Raw genomic sequence first — 19,273 nt, forward strand, 5'->3', positions numbered from 1 at the left:
TACGCTGACTCACATATTGTGAGTCATCAGGAGGGTCAAACCTCCACATGCACGTCCACAATTCAGTACCGTTGTCAGGTCTGCTCGACAGGCGGCTTCGACCAAATCCACTATGAGGTGACCAGATGGCCCTGACGCCAGAAGATGTTGTCAACAAGCGGTTTCAGCCCACCAAGTTCCGTGAAGGCTACGACCAGGACGAGGTAGACGACTTCCTCGACGAAATTGTCGTGGAACTCCGCCGCCTGAACCAGGAGAACGACGACCTTCGCCGCCAGCTTTCCGAGGCTTCCACGGGTACGGCGCAGAACACCGCGGTCCCCGCTCCGGTTGCCGCCAGCACCACCACCGAAGAGGTCCGCGAGGAAGAAAAGCCCGAGGAGCCCAAGGTCGAAGCCTCGAAGGTGGAGGAGCGCCCCGCGCCCCAGCCTTTGGCCGCTGCCGCGCCTGCCCAGCAGGGAAACTCTGCCGAGTCAGCAGCAGGCGTTCTTGCCATGGCACAGAAGCTTCACGATGAATACGTCAACGCCGGCGTTGAGCAGCGCGACAAGATCATCGCCGAAGCCCAGATCGAGGCCAGCGGCCTGGTCAACGAGGCACAGGACAAGAGCCGCAAGATCCTCGGCGCTCTTGAGCAGCAGAAATCCGTCCTCGAGCGCAAGGTCGAACAGCTGCGCAGCTTCGAGCGCGACTACCGTTCACGTCTCAAGGCCTACATTGAGGGTCAGCTCCGCGATCTGGATTCGCGTGGCTCTGTTGCATCGGAAACGGCTGACGCCTAAGCGTCACTGACGTCTCACCGAGGCCAGCTGCCGGTTTATCCGGCGGCTGGCCTCTGCCGTATTCTGGATGGTGGAACCGCATCCATTGCTGCCGCCAGCGGCGCGTACAACTGAAAGCACCATGACCGAGCATCCTCCCGTCTCAGGCCACGATTCAGGCCGTACGCACCGCAAGCACGGCAAACGGATCGGAGCACGCTATGCGCTGCTGCTGGTCGCCTTTGCGCTGACGGCCTATGTCATCGACCAGCTCACCAAGATCTGGGTCGTTTCCACGATGGTGGAGGGGCAGGTCACCGCGGTGTTGCCGCCGGTGCTGAGCTGGCACTTCATCCGCAACTCCGGAGCGGCGTTTTCCATCGGTACCGAGATCACCTGGGTCTTCACCATCATCCAGGCCCTCGTCTCCATCGCAATCATCACCCAGATCGGGAAGGTTGCCACCAAGGGATGGGCGGTCGCCCTGGGCCTGGTGCTCGGTGGGGCGCTTGGCAATCTCACCGACCGGCTGTTCCGCGAACCGGCTTTCGGTCAGGGACACGTGGTCGACTTCATCGCGCTGCCGAATTTCGCCATTTTCAACATCGCTGATACCGCAGTGGTCAGCGGAGTCATCCTCATCTGCCTGCTCACCCTGCGGGGCATCGGACTCGACGGCCGGCGCAGCAACGAGGTTCGTGACGGTGTCGACGCCGCGGAGGCAGCCGATGACGAACGTCCCTAGTACCTTCGACGTGCCCGAGTCGGCCGCAGGTCAGCGGCTGGACGCCGTCGTCGCCGCCCTGGCTGGCACGTCCCGCTCAACGGCGGCGGCCTGGTGCAGCGCCGGATATGTGACCGTTGGCGGGGCGGCCGTGCAGAAATCTGCCCGTGCTGTGCCGGGGAGCCGGCTCACCCTCACTGTTCCGGAGGAAGCAGATCCGCTGCGCGTCATTGCGGAGCCGGTCGAGGGGATGGGAATCCTGCTCGACGACGATGACTTCGTAGTGATTGACAAGCCGGTAGGGGTGGCGGCCCACCCCTCCCCGGGCTGGGTAGGACCCACTGTCGTGGGTGCGCTGGCGGCCGCCGGATACCGGATTTCGACGTCGGGCGCTCCCGAGCGGGTGGGCATAGTCCACCGGCTCGACGTCGGAACCTCCGGGGCAATGGTCGTGGCCAAAAGCGAGCACGCCTACACGGTACTCAAGCAGGCGTTCAGGGACCGCACGGTGGACAAGCAGTACCACGCGCTCGTCCAGGGACTGCCGGATCCGCTCGAAGGAACAATTGAGGCACCGATCGGCAGGCATCCGGCGCATGACTGGAAGTTTGCGGTGCTCGAGGATGGGCGCCCGTCGGTCACCCACTATTCGGTGGTGGAGGCTTTCGGCAAGGCAAGCCTCGTCAAGGTCCGGCTGGAAACCGGGCGAACCCACCAGATCCGGGTTCATTTTTCTGCGCTACGTCATCCGTGTGCCGGTGACCTGACCTACGGTGCCGACCCCCGGCTCGCCGCGGAACTGGGGCTGACCCGGCAGTGGCTGCATGCCAGCAGGCTCGCGTTCGAGCACCCCCGCAGCGGTGAGCGGGTGGAAGTCGAGAGCCCGTTCCCCATGGACCTGCAGTACGCCCTTGACGCGCTCGCCACGGGGACGGTCTGAGCCCGACACCCGCAGCCTGCGCCACGAAGCGCGGCCGCCGCTCGCTAGAATGAGTTGGTGGTTTCCTCTGCTTCGGCCTCCTCCCGCCTGTCCCCGGCTCCCTCCGGGAATTCGTTCGTCCATCTTCACAACCACACCGAGTACTCGATGCTCGACGGCGCCGCCCGCCTGAACGACCTGTTCAGCCATACGGCGGAGCTTGGTATGAATGCGTTGGCCACCACCGACCATGGATTTGTGTTCGGAGCCTTTGATTTCTGGAACAAGGCCCGCAACGCAGGCGTGAAGCCAATCGTCGGCGTCGAGGCCTACCTCACTCCGGGCACGGCACGTGCCGACAAGACCCGCGTCCAGTGGGGCGGCGGCGGGCGCGACGACGTCTCCGGCGCCGGTGCGTACACCCACATGACGCTGTGGTCCGAAACCACGGAGGGAATGCACAACCTCTTCCGGATGTCCTCCCTGGCGTCCCTGGAGGGTTATCTCTACAAGCCGCGCATGGACCGTGACCTGCTGCAGACCTATGGGAAGGGCCTGATTGCCACCACGGGCTGTCCCTCGGGTGAGGTGCAGACAAAGCTGCGCCTCGGGCTGTACCGGGAAGCAGTGCAGGCAGCATCGGATTTTCGTGACATCTTCGGCCGGGACAACTTCTTCTGCGAGCTCATGGATCACGGGCTGGATATTGAGCGGAACGTCCAGGCTGACCTCGTCAAGCTCGCACGTGAGCTGGGCCTGCCGCTGGTGGCGACGAATGACCTCCACTACACCCACGCCGAGGACGCAAAGGCCCACGCCGCGCTGTTGTGCGTGCAGTCCGGATCCACCATGGCGGACCCCAAGCGGTTCAAGTTCGACGCCGATGAGTTCTACCTCAAATCGCCCGCCGAGATGCGCGCGATTTTCCGGGACTTCCCGGATGCCTGCGACAACACGCTGCTCATTGCCGAGCGCTGCGACGTCGAATTCAACACCAGCGCCAACTACATGCCGCGCTTCCCGGTCCCTGAAGGGGAGAACGAGCAGTCCTGGTTCGTCAAGGAAGTCGAGAAGGGGCTCCACTACCGCTATCCCGGAGGCATTCCGGACGATGTACGCAAGCAGGCGGACTACGAGGTCGGCGTCATCTCCCAGATGGGCTTCCCGGGGTACTTCCTCGTGGTGGCTGACTTCATCAACTGGGCGAAGAACAACGGCATCCGGGTAGGCCCGGGCCGTGGTTCCGGCGCCGGATCGATGGCCGCCTACGCGATGCGCATTACCGACCTGGATCCGCTGCGCCACGGACTGATTTTCGAACGCTTCCTGAATCCCGACCGCGTCTCCATGCCTGACTTCGACGTCGACTTCGACGATCGCCGCCGCTCCGAGGTGATCCGCTACGTCACCGAAAAATACGGTGATGAACGCGTCGCCATGATCGTCACCTACGGCACTATCAAGGCCAAGCAGGCGCTCAAGGACTCCTCCCGCGTGATGGGCTACCCGTTCTCGATGGGGGAGCGGCTCACCAAGGCAATGCCCCCTGACGTGATGGGCAAGGGAATCTCGCTGGTCGACGTCCACAACAAGGACGCCAAGCGCTACTCGGAGGCCGAGGAACTCCGGGAACTGCTGAAGGCCGACGCCGACGCGCAGAAAGTCTTCGAAACCGCACTCGGCCTCGAGGGGCTGAAGCGGCAGTGGGGAGTCCATGCGGCCGGCGTCATCATGTCCTCGGAGCCGTTGATCGACATCATCCCGATCATGCGCCGCGACCAGGACGGCCAGATCATCACGCAGTTCGACTATCCCACCTGTGAGGGCCTTGGCCTGATCAAGATGGACTTCCTCGGTCTGCGAAACCTCACGATCATGACCGACGCCCTGGAGAACATCAAGCTCAACCGCGACTTCGAGCTCGACCTTGAGACGCTGCCGCTCGAGGACAAGGAATCCTACGAGCTGCTCGCCAGGGGAGACACCCTGGGCGTGTTCCAGCTCGACGGCGGGCCCATGCGTTCGCTGCTGAAGCTGATGCGCCCGGACAACTTCGAGGACATCTCCGCTGTTATTGCGCTGTACCGGCCGGGCCCCATGGGAGCGAATTCGCACACCAACTACGCGCTGCGCAAGACCGGCGTCCAGGAAATCACGCCCATCCATCCGGAGCTGGAGGAGCCGCTCGCCGAAATCCTCAACACCACCTACGGCCTGATCGTGTATCAGGAGCAGGTGATGGCCATCGCACAGAAGGTAGCCGGTTACTCGCTTGGCCAGGCGGACATCCTTCGCCGCGCCATGGGCAAGAAGAAGAAGGAAGAGCTGGACAAGCAGTTCGCCGGCTTCTCCCAGGGCATGAGAGACAGTGGCTATTCCGACGCCGCGGTCAAGACCCTCTGGGACATCCTTCTGCCGTTCTCCGATTACGCCTTCAACAAGGCGCACTCCGCCGCCTACGGGGTGGTCGCATACTGGACTGCCTACCTGAAGGCTCATTACCCCTCTGAATACATGGCTGCCCTGCTGACCAGCGTGGGCGACGACAAGGACAAGCTTGCGCTCTACCTCAACGAGTGCCGCCGTATGGGCATCACCGTCCTGCCTCCGGACGTCAATGAATCGAGCGTCAACTTCACCCCGGTGGGCACTGACATCCGATTCGGCATGGGCGCCATCCGGAACGTCGGCGCCAACGTGGTCGGGGCGATGGTCGCTGCCCGCGAGGAGAAAGGCGCGTTCGAGTCCTTCTCCGATTTTCTCCAGAAGGTTCCCGCGGTGGTCTGCAACAAGCGAACCATTGAGTCGCTGATCAAGGCCGGCGCATTCGATTCCCTCGGAAACCCGAGGAGGGCACTGGCGATGATCCATGAGGAAGCGGTGGACTCCGTCGTCGTGCTGAAACGAAACGAGGCGGCCAACCAGTTCGACCTCTTCAGCGCCTTTGATGATCCGGGCGCCGGTACCGGCCTGTCGGTCGAGGTTCCGGATCTGCCGGAGTGGGCCAAGAAGGACAAGCTCGCCTTCGAACGGGACATGCTGGGACTGTATGTGTCCGACCATCCGCTCCAGGGGCTCGAAGGACTCCTCAGCCAGCACGCGGACTCGGCGATCACGTCCATCATCGGGGAGGACGGTCCGGCCGACGGCGCCTCCGTGACGATCGCGGGCATGATCACGTCGTTGCAGCGGCGGATCGCGAAGAACAGCGGGAATGCGTACGCCAGGGCCGAGATCGAGGACCTGGGCGGATCCATGGAGGTCATGTTCTTCGGCCAGGTGTACGGTCCGATCGCCTCTGTCCTGGAAGAGGACCTCATCGTGGTGGTTCGCGGCCGCCTCCAGCGGCGCGACGACGGCACAGTCACGCTGAACGCGCAGGAGCTTTCAGTGCCGGACCTCACCGAGGGGCACTCGGGCCCGGTAGTCATCTCCATGCTGCACCACAGGGCAACCGAGCCGGTGATCCACGAACTCGGGTCGGTACTGAGGCAACACCGCGGAAACTCCGAGGTGAGGCTGCACGTGCGGAAGGAACGCCAGCTGTCGGTGCTCTCGCTACCGGTCGATCTGCGGGTCAACCCCACCCCGGCGCTGTTTGGAGACCTTAAGGTGCTGCTCGGACCGACATGCCTCGACGCGTGAGGCCGGACAGCCGGAACGGTTGGAGTAGAAAAATGCCGAGTTCATCCACGCAGCCCGCCACCTATCCGCCGCCCGTCTATGCGGGGCCGGCCCCCCACACGCCGGTGCCGCCGTCGTCCCTGCTATGGTGGGGCGCCGCCATGGCGTTGCTGGGTCCCGTCCTCGGGATCCTCTGGTGGGTGGCTTCCCCCGGAGGGGCTTTCTACGGTGATCGCGCCGAGGCGGAGACCTGGCTCGCCCGGGATCTCGTGCTCGGTGGTCTGGAACTGGTGGCCGGCGTCGTCGTCGGTTGGCTCCTCAGCAACCGGCTGGAGTTACCGGGGGCCTGGCAGCGGGTATGCACTGCGGTGGTCGGGAGCGTGCTGGGCTCCGTGCTTGCCGTGGCCGTGGGCCAGGGGCTGGGGGTCCTGTTCTCCGGTGGAGCCAGTGAATTCCCCTTTGTCCTGCGCTCCCTGGGCGTTGCGGCAATCTGGCCCGCCGCAGCCACGCTTGTCGTGTTCCTTGCCTCGCTGCTTGGCCTCCTGCTGGTCCAGCCGAAGCGCTGAGCCTGCCGTCTCCCCGGGCGTGGGAAGGAACCGGTGCCGCCGCCGGTAGAATTGCGGCTGTGAATGCCGAGACCGCTCCCGCTTCCTTTGACGCCTTCCGGACCATAGATCTGCGCGGGACGCATCTGTCCGCGGCCGAGCTGAGGTCGGCAATGCCCCGCAGCACTTCCGCATCCTTTGATTCAGTTGCTGCCCGTGTGGAAGGCATCATTGCAGACGTCCGCACGCGCGGCTTCGACTCGCTCACCGAACTCGCGCAACGGTTCGACGGCGTTCAGCAGCGCCATCCCCGGGTGCCCGCGGAGGCCCTGCGTGAAGCCCTCCGGACCCTCGATCCCAGCGTGCGCTCCGCGCTTGAAGAGTCCATCGACCGTGCCCGTGCCTTCGCAGCCGCGCAGAAGCCCGAGGACGTGTCCCTGGATATCCGTCCCGGCGCAGTGCTCACCCACCGCTGGGTTCCGGTAGGACGGGTGGGGTTGTATGTTCCCGGCGGGCTCGCGGTGCTTGCCTCATCAGTCGTCATGAACGTGGTGCCGGCACAGGCAGCGGGCGTGGAATCGATTGCCCTCGCATCGCCTCCGCACAAGGACTTCGGCGGGCTGCCGCACCCGGTCATCCTGGCGGCGGCTGAACTGCTGGGCGTCAACGAGGTGTATGGCATCGGCGGGGCGCAGGCCATCGCGGCGTTCGCCTACGGCGTCGCCGGGGATGGAAACCGGAATCCGATCGAGCCCGTGGATGTGGTGACCGGCCCCGGGAACATCTACGTCGCCACCGCCAAACGGTTGGTCAAGGGCGTGGTCGGAATCGACGCGGAGGCAGGCACCACGGAAATCGCCGTACTGGCGGACCGTACGGCCCAGCCAAGGCTGGTGGCGGCTGACCTCATCAGCCAGGCCGAACACGACCCGAACGCTGCGTCGGTGCTGATCACCCCGTCGGTTGAGCTTGCGGCGGCCGTACGCGCCGAATTGTCGGTGCAGGTGGCTTCCACCAGGCACCGCGAACGCGTGGAGACCGCCCTGACCGGACCGCAGTCGGGCACCATCCTCGTTGACGACATCGACCACGGAGTGACCGTGTGTGATGCCTACGCCGCCGAGCACCTTGAAATCCACACCGCAGACGCAGCGGCCGTCGCTGCCCGCATACGGAATGCGGGGGCGGTCTTCGTCGGCGAGTACAGCCCTGTGAGTTTGGGGGACTACTGTGCCGGTTCCAACCATGTGCTCCCCACCGCGGGCACAGCGGCGTTTGCCTCCGGGCTCAGCATTTACACCTTCCTGCGGGCGATGCAGATCATTGATTACAACGCTGACGCGCTGCAGGAGGTAAGCCGGCACGTCGTGCAGCTGGCACAGGCGGAAGATCTTCCCGGACACGGCGACGCTGTGCAGGTGCGCTTCCCCTGACTGATCCCGCCCGGGCCCTCTCTGATCGCGAACTCAAACCACCATATGTAGTAATGACACTGTTGTAGTTTCACTACATCTAGTCCTAGAATGGTCCCACGGCCCCGCTTCAAGCGGTTCCGTGGGACCGATCGACATACTGTAGTCGCCTAGCCGAGACGAGGGTGGAATGTACTGTCCGTTCTGCCGCAGTGCCGACTCCCGGGTAGTTGACAGCCGGTTGACCGATGACGGATCAGCCATACGTCGCCGGAGGCAGTGCCCCGAATGCGGCAAGCGCTTCACCACGGTGGAGACAACCAGCCTGGCCGTGATCAAGCGCTCGGGTGTTGCCGAGCCCTTCAGCCGCAGCAAGGTCATCAGCGGTGTGCGCAAGGCATGCCAGGGCCGGCCGGTCACTGAGGATGACCTGGCTCTGCTGGCGCAGGAAGTCGAGGAGTCAATCCGCGCGAGCGGGGTAGCGGAAATCGATGCCCATGAGGTGGGTCTGGCGATCCTCGGCCCACTGCAGAAGCTGGACCAGGTAGCGTATCTGCGCTTTGCCAGCGTGTACCAGGGGTTTGATTCCCTCGAGGACTTCGAGAAAGCAATCGAAAAACTCCGCCGCGAAGCGGAGCATGCTGCCGGCAAGGTTCCCGCCGGCACCCAGCGGCCGCTGACGGCCACCTGATCTCCGGTGGTGGCTGCGGAGGGGAAGCCGCTGCCACCACCGGCACCAATTATCTAGCCGGCCTCGACCGGCTCGCTCTTGAAGTGGAGTGCAGCTTGCAGGGCGGCTCCCACAATTCCTGCGTGATTACGCAGTTCGGCGGGGATGATCGGGGTACGCAGCGACAGGTTGGGGAGAAAATCCTTGCTGCGCTTCGAGATCCCGCCGCCCACGATGAACAGTTCCGGGGAAAACAGGAACTCGACATGTGAAAAGTACCGCTGCAGCTTGACTGAATACTCGTCCCAGCTCAGCCCCAACCGTTCGCGGGCCACGGCCGAGGCCTGGGTCTCGGCATCATGCCCGTCAATTTCCAGGTGGCCGAGTTCCGCGTTCGGCACCAGTTTGCCGTCAAAAATGAAGGCGGAGCCGATTCCGGTGCCCAGAGTGATCACCAGCACCGTCCCGTTGACGCCCTTGCCCGCACCGTATTGGACCTCAGCGAGGCCCGCGGCATCGGCGTCGTTGATGACATGCACGTCCCGCCCGAGCACCCGGGTGAACAGGGCATCGACGTCGGTGTCTATCCAGCTGTCGTCAACGTTCGCCGCTGAGCGTGCCACGCCATGCTGGATAATTGCGGGAAAAGTGACCCCGATCGGAAGGGAAGTGGGAGGCGCGCCCTCACGGGTGGACAGTTCCGCCACGATGTCGGCGACGACAACCGCCACTGCCTCCGGTGTGGCAGGCCGCGGCGTCTCAACGCGGAAACGGTCACCGAGAATGGCACCTGCGGCCAGGTCGACGATACCGCCCTTGATTCCCGTGCCGCCGATGTCGATACCAATGACCGTTGCGGGCAGGTTCCTGCCGTCCTTCAGTTTGCCGCTGTTCTTGCCCATAATTCTCCAGGGTTGGTGTGGGGTGGGTTCGGCGGGCATGGCTTCGGGGCCCGCCGGTAATGCTTGGCAATGCTAGGGGAGCGTCAACACCTCGGCGCCGGTGTCGGTCACAACGAGCGTGTGCTCAAACTGGGCTGTGCGTTTCCGGTCCCGGGTAACGACTGTCCAGTCATCGGGCCACATGTCCCACTCGATGGTGCCGAGGGTGAGCATGGGTTCGATGGTGAACACCATTCCCGGTTCGATGATCCGGTTATAGGCCGGTGCCGCGTCATAGTGGGGGATGATCAGCCCCGTATGGAACGCTTCGCCGACTCCATGACCTGTGAAGTCCCGCACTACACCGTAGCCGAATCTTCTGGCGTAGGACTCAATGGCACGTCCGATGACGTTTATTTCGCGTCCCGGCGCCACTGCCTTGATGGCCCGGTTCAGGGATTCCCGGGTTCGCTCGACAAGGAGACGCGACTCTTCATCGACCTCCCCGACGAGGAAGGTGTGGTTTGTATCCCCGTGTACGCCGTCGATGTACGCGGTGATGTCGATGTTGATGATGTCTCCGTCGCGGAGCACGGTCGAGTCCGGGATGCCGTGGCAGATGACCTCATTGAGTGACGAACACAGTGACTTGGGGAATCCGCGGTAGCCCAGCGTGGACGGGTACGCGCCCTGCCCGACCAGGAACTCGTGTCCCACCGCGTCCAGCTCATCGGTGGTGACGCCCGCCTTGATATGGCGCCCCACTTCCTGGATTGCCTGCGCGGCGATTCTGCCGGCCCGACGGATCCGCTCGATCGTTTCGGGTGACTTGACTTCGGAACCTTCGAAGCGCGCAGGGCCCGGGCGCCCCACATACTCCGGGCGCTGGATCGACGCCGGCACCGCGCGGGGAGGGCTGATGGTCCCCTGGACGAGCGTGCCGACGGGTGCGGTAGAGGAATGGTGGGGCATACCCTTGATCCTATCGGTGGGGAACCACCGGAGCCGAAAGCGGAAGCAACACTAAGGAGGCCGGGATGGTGCAGTACTGGTACAACGTCCAGACGCACGAGGTTGAAGAAGACGCCCAGTCCGATTGGAGCCAGCTCATCGGGCCCTACCCCACGCGGGCGGAAGCCGAACGCGCCCTGGAGAAGGTTCAGGAGCGGAACCGGGCCTGGGAAGCCCAGGACGAGGAATAGCCCTCGCGGTCAGCCCTGGAAGCTGTGGTCGGGGCCGGGAAAACTTCCGTCCCGGACCTCGTCTCCGTAGGCTCGCGCTGCCTGGGTGAGAACCGACCGGACATCGGCAAACTGCTTGACGAACTTCGCCTGCCTGCCCGCCCGCAGGCCGGCCATATCCTGCCAGACCAGCACCTGCCCGGTGGTTGCGGAGCCGGCCCCGATCCCGATGGTCGGCACACTCACAGCTTTGTCCACCTCGGCAGCCACGTCGGCCGGCACCATTTCCATCAGCACGCAGAAGGCGCCCGCCTCGGCAAGGGCCACTGCATCCTCAACCACCCGCCGGCCGGCGTCGCCTCTGCCCTGAACCCGGTATCCGCCCAGGGAATGCTCGCTCTGCGGAGTGAACCCTACGTGGGCCATGACGGGAATGCCCGCCCGGACAATTGCGCGCACGGTGTCGGCGTAATCCTTGCCGCCCTCCATCTTGACCGCATGCACGAGCCCTTCCTTCATCAGGCGGATCGAGGACTCAACCCCCTGCGCAGGTGAGACCTCATAACTTCCGAAGGGAAGGTCCGCTACGACCAGGGCGCGCCTTGCGCCCCTGGTTACAGCGCGTGAAAAGAGGATCATCTCGTCCAGGGTGATGGGCAGGGTAGTGGCATGACCCAGCACATTGTTGGCGGCGGAGTCTCCGATCAGCAGCACCTCGATACCCGCTCCGTCGAAGATTTCCGCAGCATACTGGTCGTACGCTGTCAGCATGGCGAATCGCCGGCCCTCGTCCTTCGCGGCCTGCAGGTGATGCGTCCGGATGCGCGCTGCGGACGGCGGCGAGGCGTTTGCCGCCGTCGGGGAGCCGGTTCCGTAGGGGGCTGGAGTTTCCGCGGAATTCATGACCACGAGCCTACTTGACGGGTAACTCCGGCGTAACACAAGGCGGACATACTGGACCGGGCACAGTCCTGCATGACCCGGGTCCCGCGCCGGCCGGGCATTGTCAGTAAAGTGAGAAGCGGACCGGGGAACAGCGCCCCCTGTCATGCGGAGTGCCGCAGCGACCGGGGATGAGTAGGAAAGAGGTTGGAATGGATCGGCAGCAGGAGTTCGTCCTACGCACCATCGAGGAACGTGACGTCCGTTTTGTCCGGCTGTGGTTCACCGACGTCGTCGGCTCCCTGAAGTCGGTTGCACTGGCGCCGGCGGAAGTTGAGGGCGCGTTCGAGGAGGGGCTCGGATTCGACGGGTCCTCGATCGAGGGCCTCGCCCGGGTATTCGAGTCCGACATGCTTGCCCAGCCCGATCCGTCCACCTTCCAGATCCTGCCGTGGCGGGGCGAGAAGGAGCAGACGTCCCGGATGTTCTGCGACATCCTCACCCCTGACGGGCAGCCGTCGTCGGCCGATCCCCGGGGGGTCCTGAAGCGCACCCTCGCCAAAGCCGCAGACATGGGCTTCACCTGCTACACCCATCCCGAGATCGAGTTCTACCTCCTCAAGTCGGACGAGCTCGGCCCCGACGGCCAGCCGATCCCCGTGGACCAGGCCGGCTACTTCGATCACGTGCCCGGCGGTGTCGCGCAGGACTTCCGGCGGACCGCCGTTGCAATGCTCGAATCGGTAGGGATTTCGGTCGAGTTCAGCCACCACGAGGCAGGGCCCGGACAGAATGAGATCGATCTCCGCTACGCCGACGCCCTCCAGACCGCTGACAACATCATGACGTTCCGCACGGTCATCAAGGAGGTGGCGCTCACCCAGAACAGTTACGCCACCTTTATGCCCAAGCCCTTCTCAGACCACCCCGGCTCCGGCATGCACACGCATTTCTCGCTCTTCGAGGGGGACTCCAATGCCTTCTTCGAAGCGGGTGCTGAATTCCAGCTGTCGAAGACGGCGCGTCAGTTCATCGCAGGCATCCTGCGGCACGCGCCCGAGTTCACGGCGGTGACCAACCAGTTCGTGAATTCCTACAAGAGGCTCTGGGGCGGCGGCGAAGCGCCGAGTTACCTTTCCTGGGGCCACAATAACCGGTCCGCGCTGGTGCGGGTACCGCTCTACAAACCGAACAAGGGGCAGTCCGCCCGCATCGAGTACCGGGGAATCGACTCCGCCACCAACCCGTATCTGGCGTACTCGGTGCTGCTGGGGGCAGGCCTGAAGGGCATCGAGGAAGGGTATGACCTGCCGCCGGGTGCGGAAGACGACGTCTGGAGCCTGACGGCCGCGGAACGGCGTGCCATGGGCCACGATCCGCTGCCCGCCAGCCTGCACGACGCCGTCCGGGCCATGGAGGATTCGGAACTCGTGGCCGAGATCCTCGGCGAGCAGGTCTATGAAAACTTCCTGCGGAACAAGCGTGCCGAGTGGCATGATTACCGGATTCAGGTGACCCCCTACGAGCTCAGGCGCAACCTCGGAATCCTCTAGCCGCGGGAGACTAGCTCCATGAGCCTGAACCGGGAACTGATCAGCAGGGGATTCACCGACCTCGACAAGAGCAGCCGCTTCCTTGCGGCTGCAGAGCTCCGGGATATTTCCGAGGACAGGCTGTTCGCTGGGCTGGCACATGCCGCGAACCCTGATCTTGCTCTCCAGTCCCTGGTACGACTGCTCGCGGTCCACCCCGCGCTGGGGGAACTGGTCCGGGGCGAGGCAGCCGATTCGGAGGCGCTCTTCCGTCTGCTGGGCGCGTCGGAGGCACTCGCCGAGTTCCTCATGCGCCACCCCGAGCATTCCGACGTCGTCCGAGTCCGGACCAGCGCTGAACCCGGAACAGTGGAAGCCGCTTCGCTGCGGAGCTCGCTGCTTGAGTCGGTCGGAGCGAACGCCGGCGACAGCAATCCTGTTGCCGCCAAAACCGGTGAGGAGGCCTACCGCGCCCTCCGCACGCGCTACCGCAGGCATCTCACCGAGTTGGCCATCCGGGATCTGAGCGCAGCATCACCGACGGACTTCCTACCCTTGGTGGGGCAGGAACTCGCTGACCTCGCGGCGGCCGCGCTCGAAGCTGCACTTGCCGTGACGCGGGCGGAACTCGCCGAAACCTATCCGGCCGCGGATATCGCAGCTGTGCGACTGGCCGTGATTGGGATGGGCAAGTGCGGGGCGGGTGAACTGAACTACATCTCAGACGTTGATGTCATCTACGTCATCGAGGCTGATGAGCTGGGTGAAGACACAGCGGTGCGCATCGGGACAGGCCTGGCATCGGGAATTTCACGTGCCGTGACGTCGGCGGGGCGGGAGCCCGGGCTGTGGGAGGTGGACGCCAATCTGCGTCCTGAGGGCAAGGACGGTCCGCTGGTCCGAACCCTCGATTCCCACCTTAAGTACTACGCGCGGTGGGCGCAGACCTGGGAGTTCCAGGCCCTGCTCAAGGCCCGCCCGATTGCCGGAGACCCGGGTCTCGGGGCGAAGTATTCCGCGGCGGTGTCCGACCTGGTGTGGACGTCCTCCGAGCGGGACGGATTTGTGGAATCGGTCCAGGCGATGAGGCGGCGGGTAACGGAGAATATCCCGGCTCATGAGGTCAACAGACAGATCAAACTGGGTGCCGGTGGCCTGCGGGACGTCGAATTCACGGTACAGCTCCTCCAGCTGGTCCATGGCAAAGTCGACGAGTCGCTGCGCACCCGGTCCACTACCTCGGCCATCTCGGCGCTCAGCTCGGCGGGTTATATCGGGCGGAGGGATGCCCAGGAGTTCGATCAGTCCTACCGGTTCCTGCGCGTCCTCGAACACCGCATCCAGTTGGTGCAGATGCGCCGCACACACCTCATGCCCGAAGACGAGCCGAGCCTCAAGGCACTGGCGAAATCCTCTGCCAGTTCGCTGCTGGAAACCCGCCCCACGGCGGCAGCACTCAGCGAACAGTGGCAGCAGACCAAGCGGCTGGTCCGCCGGCTCCACGAATCGATCTTCTACAGGCCGCTGCTGAATGCTGCCGCGAACCTGAGCGCTGACGAGGTCCGCCTGACCCCTGAGGCGGCCCGCGCCCGGCTTGCCGCATTGGGCTATGTGGACCCCCGCGGAGCGCTGCGCCATATCGAGGCCCTCACCTCGGGAATCAGCCGACGCTCAGCCCTGCAGCGTCAACTGCTGCCGGTGCTGCTCGACTGGCTGGCGGACGGCGTCGACCCGGATGCAGGCCTGCTCGGCTTCCGCCGCCTGAGCGAGTCGCTGGGGGAGACGCACTGGTATCTGGGGATGCTCCGGGATTCCAAGGCCGCGGCAGAGCGGCTGTGCCACATCCTGTCCTCGAGCCGGTTCATCACCGACCTCCTGGAGGTTTCCCCGGAGTCCACCAAATGGCTCGGCTCGGACAAGGAGCTGATGCCGCTGCCGTTCGAGGCGCAGTGGCAGGAGATCCAGTCGAAGATGTCCCGGCATCCCGCACCCAACGAGGCAATGCGGCTCATCCGGCTGATCCGGCGCCGCGAGATCCTCAGGATCGCCATCGCAGACAGTTCAGGCCTCCTCAGGCAGGAAGAGGTGGGCCCGGCGCTGGCAGACGCCGACCGCGCCGCGGTTCTGGGGGCGCTGAACGTCGCCGAAGCGGAAGTCCATGCTGGAGAGCAGGCGCTGACCGACGTCGTCGTCGTCGCCATGGGGCGCCAGGGCGGGCGGGAAATCACCTACGGGTCCGACGCGGACGTCATGTATGTGCACCGGCCCCGGGACGGTGCCGACCCGGCGGCGGCGCAGACCCAGGCCGAAAGGATAGTGGGCCAGCTGCGCCAGCTCCTGCAGCAGCCATGTACCCCTCCGATTCTCGCCGAACGGGTCCTCGAGGTGGACGCGGACCTGCGGCCGGAGGGCAAGCAGGGGCCGATGGTGCGCTCTCTCGAATCGTTTCGTGAGTACTACCGGCGCTGGTCGCTGGTCTGGGAGTCACAGGCGCTCCTTCGGGCGCTGCCGATCGCCGGCGACGACGGGCTGGCCGCTGATTTCCGAAGGCTCATCGACCCCGTCCGCTACGAGCGGGAGGTCAACGACGGCGACCTGCGGGAAATCCGCCGGCTGAAGGCGCGGATGGAGTCCGAAAGGTTGCCGCGCGGTGCAGACCCGTCACGCCACCTGAAATTGGGCAGGGGCGGACTCAGCGACGTTGAATGGCTCATCCAGCTGCTGCAGCTCCAGCACGCCCGTGAGATCCCTGCGCTGCGGACCACATCCACGCTGGAGGCGATGGACGCGGTGGAAGCGCACGGACTCCTGCCGGACGACGACGTCGCCACCCTGCGCTCAAGCTGGCGCCTCGCCTCACGGGTGAGGGCAGCGAACACCGTCTGGGGCGGCAAACAGTCAGACCTGCTGCCATCCTCCCGGCGGGACCTTGAAGCGGTAGCCCGCTGGTGTGGCTACGGACCAGGCAAAGGAACCCAGCTCGAAGAGGACTACCTGCGGCTGACCCGCCGGAGCCGCGCAATCTTTGAACGGTATTTCTACGGGTACGGAGAGTAGAACCGGGTTGCCGTTAACCGCAAAGCGGGGCCGCACCGAAGTGCTGCCCCGCTTTGCGGTCTTGTGGCTAGACGCCGTAGTACAGCTCGAACTCGTAGGGGTTCGGCCGCAGGGCAAGAGGGGTGATTTCCACCTCACGCTTGTAGGCGATCCAGGTATCGATGAGGTCCTGGGTGAATACACCGCCGGCCTGCAGGAACTCGTTGTCGGCTTCCAGAGCCAGCAGAGCTTCCTCCAGCGATCCGGGCGCCTTCTGGATGTCCTTGGCCTCTTCGGCCGGAAGCTCGTAGAGATCCTTGTCGATCGGGTCCGCCGGCTCGATCCGGTTCTTGATTCCGTCAAGGCCGGCCATCAGCTGTGCCGCGAAGGCCAGGTAAGGGTTGGACGACGGATCCGGAGCGCGGAACTCGATGCGCTTTGCCTTCGGGTTGGAACCGGTGATCGGGATACGGATGCCGGCTGAGCGGTTACCCTGCGAGTACACCATATTGACGGGGGCCTCGAAGCCCTTGACCAGGCGGCGGTAGGAGTTGACCGTCGGGTTGGTGAAGGCGAGTACTGCCGAAGCGTGCTTGAGAAGCCCGCCGATGTACCAGCGGGCAAGATCCGAGAGCCCGGCGTACCCACGCTCGTCGTAGAACAGCGGATCGCCGTTGCTCCACAGTGACTGGTGGCAGTGCATGCCGGAACCATTGTCACCGAAGATCGGCTTGGGCATGAAGGTCGCGGACTTCCCCCAGGCGTTGGCGACGTTCTTGATGATGTACTTGAACTTCTGCAGGTCGTCAGCTGCGTGCACCATGGTGGTGAACTTGTAGTTGATCTCGGCCTGGCCTGCGCCGCCGACCTCGTGATGCGAACGCTCAACCTCAAGGCCGACCGCGTCCAGCTCGACGCACATTGCGTCGCGGAGGTCAGCCTGCTTGTCCACGGGAGCTACAGGGAAGTAGCCGCCCTTGAATGGAGTCTTGTAGCCGAGGTTTCCGCCGACTTCCTCCCGGCCCGTGTTCCACGGAGCTTCGATCGAATCGACCTTGTAGAAGCTGCCCTGGGGGCTGGACTCGTACTGGACGTTCTCGAAGATGTAGAACTCAGCTTCGGGAGCAAAGAAGGCGGTGTCCGCGATGCCCGTGGATGCCAGGTAGGCCTCGGCACGCTCTGCCACTCCGCGGGGGTCGCGGTGGTAGGGGTCGCCGGTGCGGGGGTTCACGATGGAGAAATTCAGTGCGAGCGTCTTCTCGATCCGGAATGGGTCGATGAATGCGGTGGTGACATCGGGAATCAGCTGCATGTCCGACTCCGCAATGCCCTGGAAACCGCGGATTGATGATCCGTCGAACAGCTGGCCGTGTACGAAAAAGTCTGCGTCGACGGACTTCGCGGGGACGTTGAAGTGCTGCTGCACGCCCGGAAGATCGGTGAAACGGATATCGACAAACTTCACATCTTCGTCGGCGATGTACTTGAGGACTTCGTCCGCATTCTTGAACATCGGATTATGCTCCTAACGCATATTCGGGGGAGAGCGACCGGGGCCGGTAGCGCGGGGGAAACGCCGCATGGCTTGCCTGCTGCGGTCGCAACAGCATCCACACTATGAATGCGCAGTTACCCACTGGTGTCGCAAATGTTTCCGGCATGTAACTTAAGCGGGCAGCTTCGCACACGTGCTCATGCATCTACCCTAGCGGTCCCTCTCTTCGCTGCGGTTCCTCACAGCGCGTCGCCGCCCTGCCGGGAAGCACCGCCGGGCGCCGGTGACCCGCAGGATAGAGTTGGACGGTGGTTGACCGCAGAGATATCAGTTCATGGCTGGAAGGGCCGCCGTCACGGGGACCGGGTCACTGGCCGGGCCGGCGTCTCGGCCGGCCGGCCGACGGCGGAGGTTCGATCGCCCGCCCCGGGCGCAGGCTGGGTGCACTGATGATCGACTGGGCTCTGTGCAGCCTGATATCGGCCGCCTTTTTCGGATACGACGGCCTGGCAACTCTCGGCATCTTCGCGCTTGAACAGATGATTCTGGTCGGAACCCTCGGATACAGCGTCGGGCACCGGGTCTTCAAACTGCAGGTTCAGCGCCTGGAGGGCCGTCCGGCCGGCTTTGGACCGGCTATCGTGCGCACTGCCTTGATCTGTCTCGTGATTCCGGCAGTTATTTTCGATGAAGATCAGCGCGGACTGCACGACCGGGCCGTGGGCACCGTACTGGTGCGGACGTCCAACTGACCCGGCTTCGGATGAAGCCTAGCGGCCGCGCATCGCCTTGCGGTCCGGGCGGGCCTTGAAGGGGTCCACGCCTTTCGGGATAGGCATCCGCGGACCAAGAGCGCTCAGACGCTTGTCGACGGCGGACACTTCCTGCTTGGTCAGGTTCTTCTTCATCTTCTGGAGTGTCTTGGAGATGCGCTGCAGGGGAACCTGGCCTTCTCCGTTGCCGGCGTGCACCACCTGGACCGGTACCCCGGGCACGATCCGGTTCATCTTCACCCGTTCGGCGTTGACCAGCTGCTTGACCCGGCTGACGGGACCTTCGGCTACCAGCACAATGCCCGGACGGCCGATTGCACGGAAGACCGCGTCCTGCGTGCGTGGGTTGACAGCGACCGGCTCGTCCTTCAGGATCCAGCCGCGACGCAGGACGCTCAGAGCGGCTCCCGCAGCCCCCGGCTTACCTTCGATCTGCGCAAAGGCTGCCCGTTCCGCGCGCCTGGACAGGATAAAGAGTGCTGCGAGGAAGGCCAGAGGGATGGCGATGATGAGCATGGTGACCACGTTGCGGATCAGGAATCCGATCACGAGCCCTACCGCAATGACCCCCAGGAACGCCAGCACCATAACCCACACGGCGTTCGGATCATTGCGGCGCGTCATTGCGAAAACTTCGCCGATGCGCTTCAGAGTGCCCGGCTTCTTCGGAGGCTTGTCCGCCTTCGGTTTGCGTGCGAAAAATCGGCGCCGCGGGGCCGATCCGTCGGCGTTCGAAGCGGTGTCGGAGCTGTTGTCAGTACTGTTGGCCATAGTGCCTTAAGTCTACGTGATGCCCAACGCACATCGGACGCCCGCGCGAGGCGAACGTCCGATTTCA

The 19,273-nt window shown here is 64.4% G+C and carries 16 protein-coding genes; 11 read left to right on the forward strand and 5 right to left on the reverse strand.

Going from position 1 to position 19,273, the window contains the following annotated elements; translation table 11 throughout:
* Positions 1-125: 125 nt before the first annotated feature.
* The 7 genes from BLS52_RS10985 (at position 126) to nrdR (ending at position 8,676) form a co-directional block, all read left to right on the forward strand.
* Positions 126-782, forward strand: coding sequence for a DivIVA domain-containing protein (locus BLS52_RS10985; protein WP_090586754.1), 657 nt, complete (start codon positions 126-128; stop codon positions 780-782).
* A 121-nt stretch (positions 783-903) separates the two neighbouring features.
* Positions 904-1,506 (forward strand): signal peptidase II, encoded by a 603-nt coding sequence (lspA, locus tag BLS52_RS10990; protein ID WP_090586755.1) that lies wholly within the window; start codon positions 904-906, stop codon positions 1,504-1,506.
* Positions 1,490-2,425: an RluA family pseudouridine synthase gene (locus BLS52_RS10995; protein WP_090586757.1), complete on the forward strand. Its 936-nt coding sequence runs from the start codon at positions 1,490-1,492 to the stop codon at positions 2,423-2,425. Before lspA ends, BLS52_RS10995 begins: the two co-directional genes overlap by 17 nt.
* Before the next feature lie 54 nt (positions 2,426-2,479).
* Entirely contained in the window at positions 2,480-6,049 is a 3,570-nt protein-coding gene (gene dnaE / locus BLS52_RS11000; protein ID WP_425425038.1) for a DNA polymerase III subunit alpha, read from the forward strand.
* 32 nt (positions 6,050-6,081) lie between these two features.
* A complete protein-coding gene (locus BLS52_RS11005; protein WP_139186258.1) occupies positions 6,082-6,594 on the forward strand; it encodes a hypothetical protein in 513 nt (170 codons plus the stop codon).
* Positions 6,595-6,653: 59 nt separating this feature from the next.
* Positions 6,654-8,006, forward strand: coding sequence for a histidinol dehydrogenase (gene hisD, locus BLS52_RS11010; protein WP_245702820.1), 1,353 nt, complete (start codon positions 6,654-6,656; stop codon positions 8,004-8,006).
* A gap of 169 nt (positions 8,007-8,175) precedes the next feature.
* Positions 8,176-8,676, forward strand: coding sequence for a transcriptional regulator NrdR (gene nrdR / locus BLS52_RS11015; protein WP_026545783.1), 501 nt, complete (start codon positions 8,176-8,178; stop codon positions 8,674-8,676).
* Between the two features lie 53 nt (positions 8,677-8,729).
* Here nrdR and ppgK read toward each other — a convergent pair whose 3' ends face one another.
* Positions 8,730-9,557: a polyphosphate--glucose phosphotransferase gene (gene ppgK / locus BLS52_RS11020; protein ID WP_090586760.1), complete on the reverse strand. Its 828-nt coding sequence runs from the start codon at positions 9,555-9,557 to the stop codon at positions 8,730-8,732.
* 72 nt (positions 9,558-9,629) lie between these two features.
* A complete protein-coding gene (map, locus tag BLS52_RS11025) occupies positions 9,630-10,508 on the reverse strand; it encodes a type I methionyl aminopeptidase (protein ID WP_090586762.1) in 879 nt (292 codons plus the stop codon).
* A 65-nt stretch (positions 10,509-10,573) separates the two neighbouring features.
* On the opposite strand from map, the gene BLS52_RS18325 reads away from it, so the two are divergent.
* Positions 10,574-10,738, forward strand: a complete 165-nt coding sequence (locus BLS52_RS18325; protein ID WP_139186259.1) for an SPOR domain-containing protein — start codon at positions 10,574-10,576, stop codon at positions 10,736-10,738.
* 9 nt (positions 10,739-10,747) lie between these two features.
* Here BLS52_RS18325 and panB read toward each other — a convergent pair whose 3' ends face one another.
* Positions 10,748-11,620, reverse strand: coding sequence for a 3-methyl-2-oxobutanoate hydroxymethyltransferase (gene panB / locus BLS52_RS11030; RefSeq protein ID WP_090586763.1), 873 nt, complete (start codon positions 11,618-11,620; stop codon positions 10,748-10,750).
* 191 nt (positions 11,621-11,811) lie between these two features.
* Here panB and glnA (BLS52_RS11035) point away from each other — a divergent pair, with 191 nt between their 5' ends.
* Both glnA (BLS52_RS11035) and BLS52_RS11040 read left to right on the forward strand, forming a co-directional pair.
* Positions 11,812-13,152 (forward strand): type I glutamate--ammonia ligase, encoded by a 1,341-nt coding sequence (gene glnA / locus BLS52_RS11035; protein WP_026545779.1) that lies wholly within the window; start codon positions 11,812-11,814, stop codon positions 13,150-13,152.
* A gap of 18 nt (positions 13,153-13,170) precedes the next feature.
* On the forward strand, positions 13,171-16,188 hold the full coding sequence (locus BLS52_RS11040) for a bifunctional [glutamine synthetase] adenylyltransferase/[glutamine synthetase]-adenylyl-L-tyrosine phosphorylase (RefSeq protein ID WP_090586764.1): 3,018 nt from the start codon (positions 13,171-13,173) through the stop codon (positions 16,186-16,188).
* 67 nt (positions 16,189-16,255) lie between these two features.
* Here BLS52_RS11040 and glnA (BLS52_RS11045) read toward each other — a convergent pair whose 3' ends face one another.
* Entirely contained in the window at positions 16,256-17,680 is a 1,425-nt protein-coding gene (gene glnA, locus BLS52_RS11045) for a type I glutamate--ammonia ligase (protein WP_026545778.1), read from the reverse strand.
* Positions 17,681-17,970: 290 nt separating this feature from the next.
* On the opposite strand from glnA (BLS52_RS11045), the gene BLS52_RS11050 reads away from it, so the two are divergent.
* Positions 17,971-18,414 (forward strand): RDD family protein, encoded by a 444-nt coding sequence (locus BLS52_RS11050; RefSeq protein WP_090586766.1) that lies wholly within the window; start codon positions 17,971-17,973, stop codon positions 18,412-18,414.
* A gap of 18 nt (positions 18,415-18,432) precedes the next feature.
* Here the strand turns inward: BLS52_RS11050 and BLS52_RS11055 are convergent, their stop codons facing one another.
* The gene (locus BLS52_RS11055) at positions 18,433-19,206 is read right to left on the reverse strand and encodes a DUF4191 domain-containing protein (RefSeq protein ID WP_026545777.1); all 774 of its coding nucleotides are present in this window, start codon (positions 19,204-19,206) and stop codon (positions 18,433-18,435) included.
* Positions 19,207-19,273: the final 67 nt, after the last annotated feature.

The sequence above is a fragment of the Arthrobacter subterraneus genome (assembly GCF_900099735.1).
GTDB classification, from domain to species: Bacteria; Actinomycetota; Actinomycetes; order Actinomycetales; family Micrococcaceae; genus Arthrobacter_D; species Arthrobacter_D subterraneus.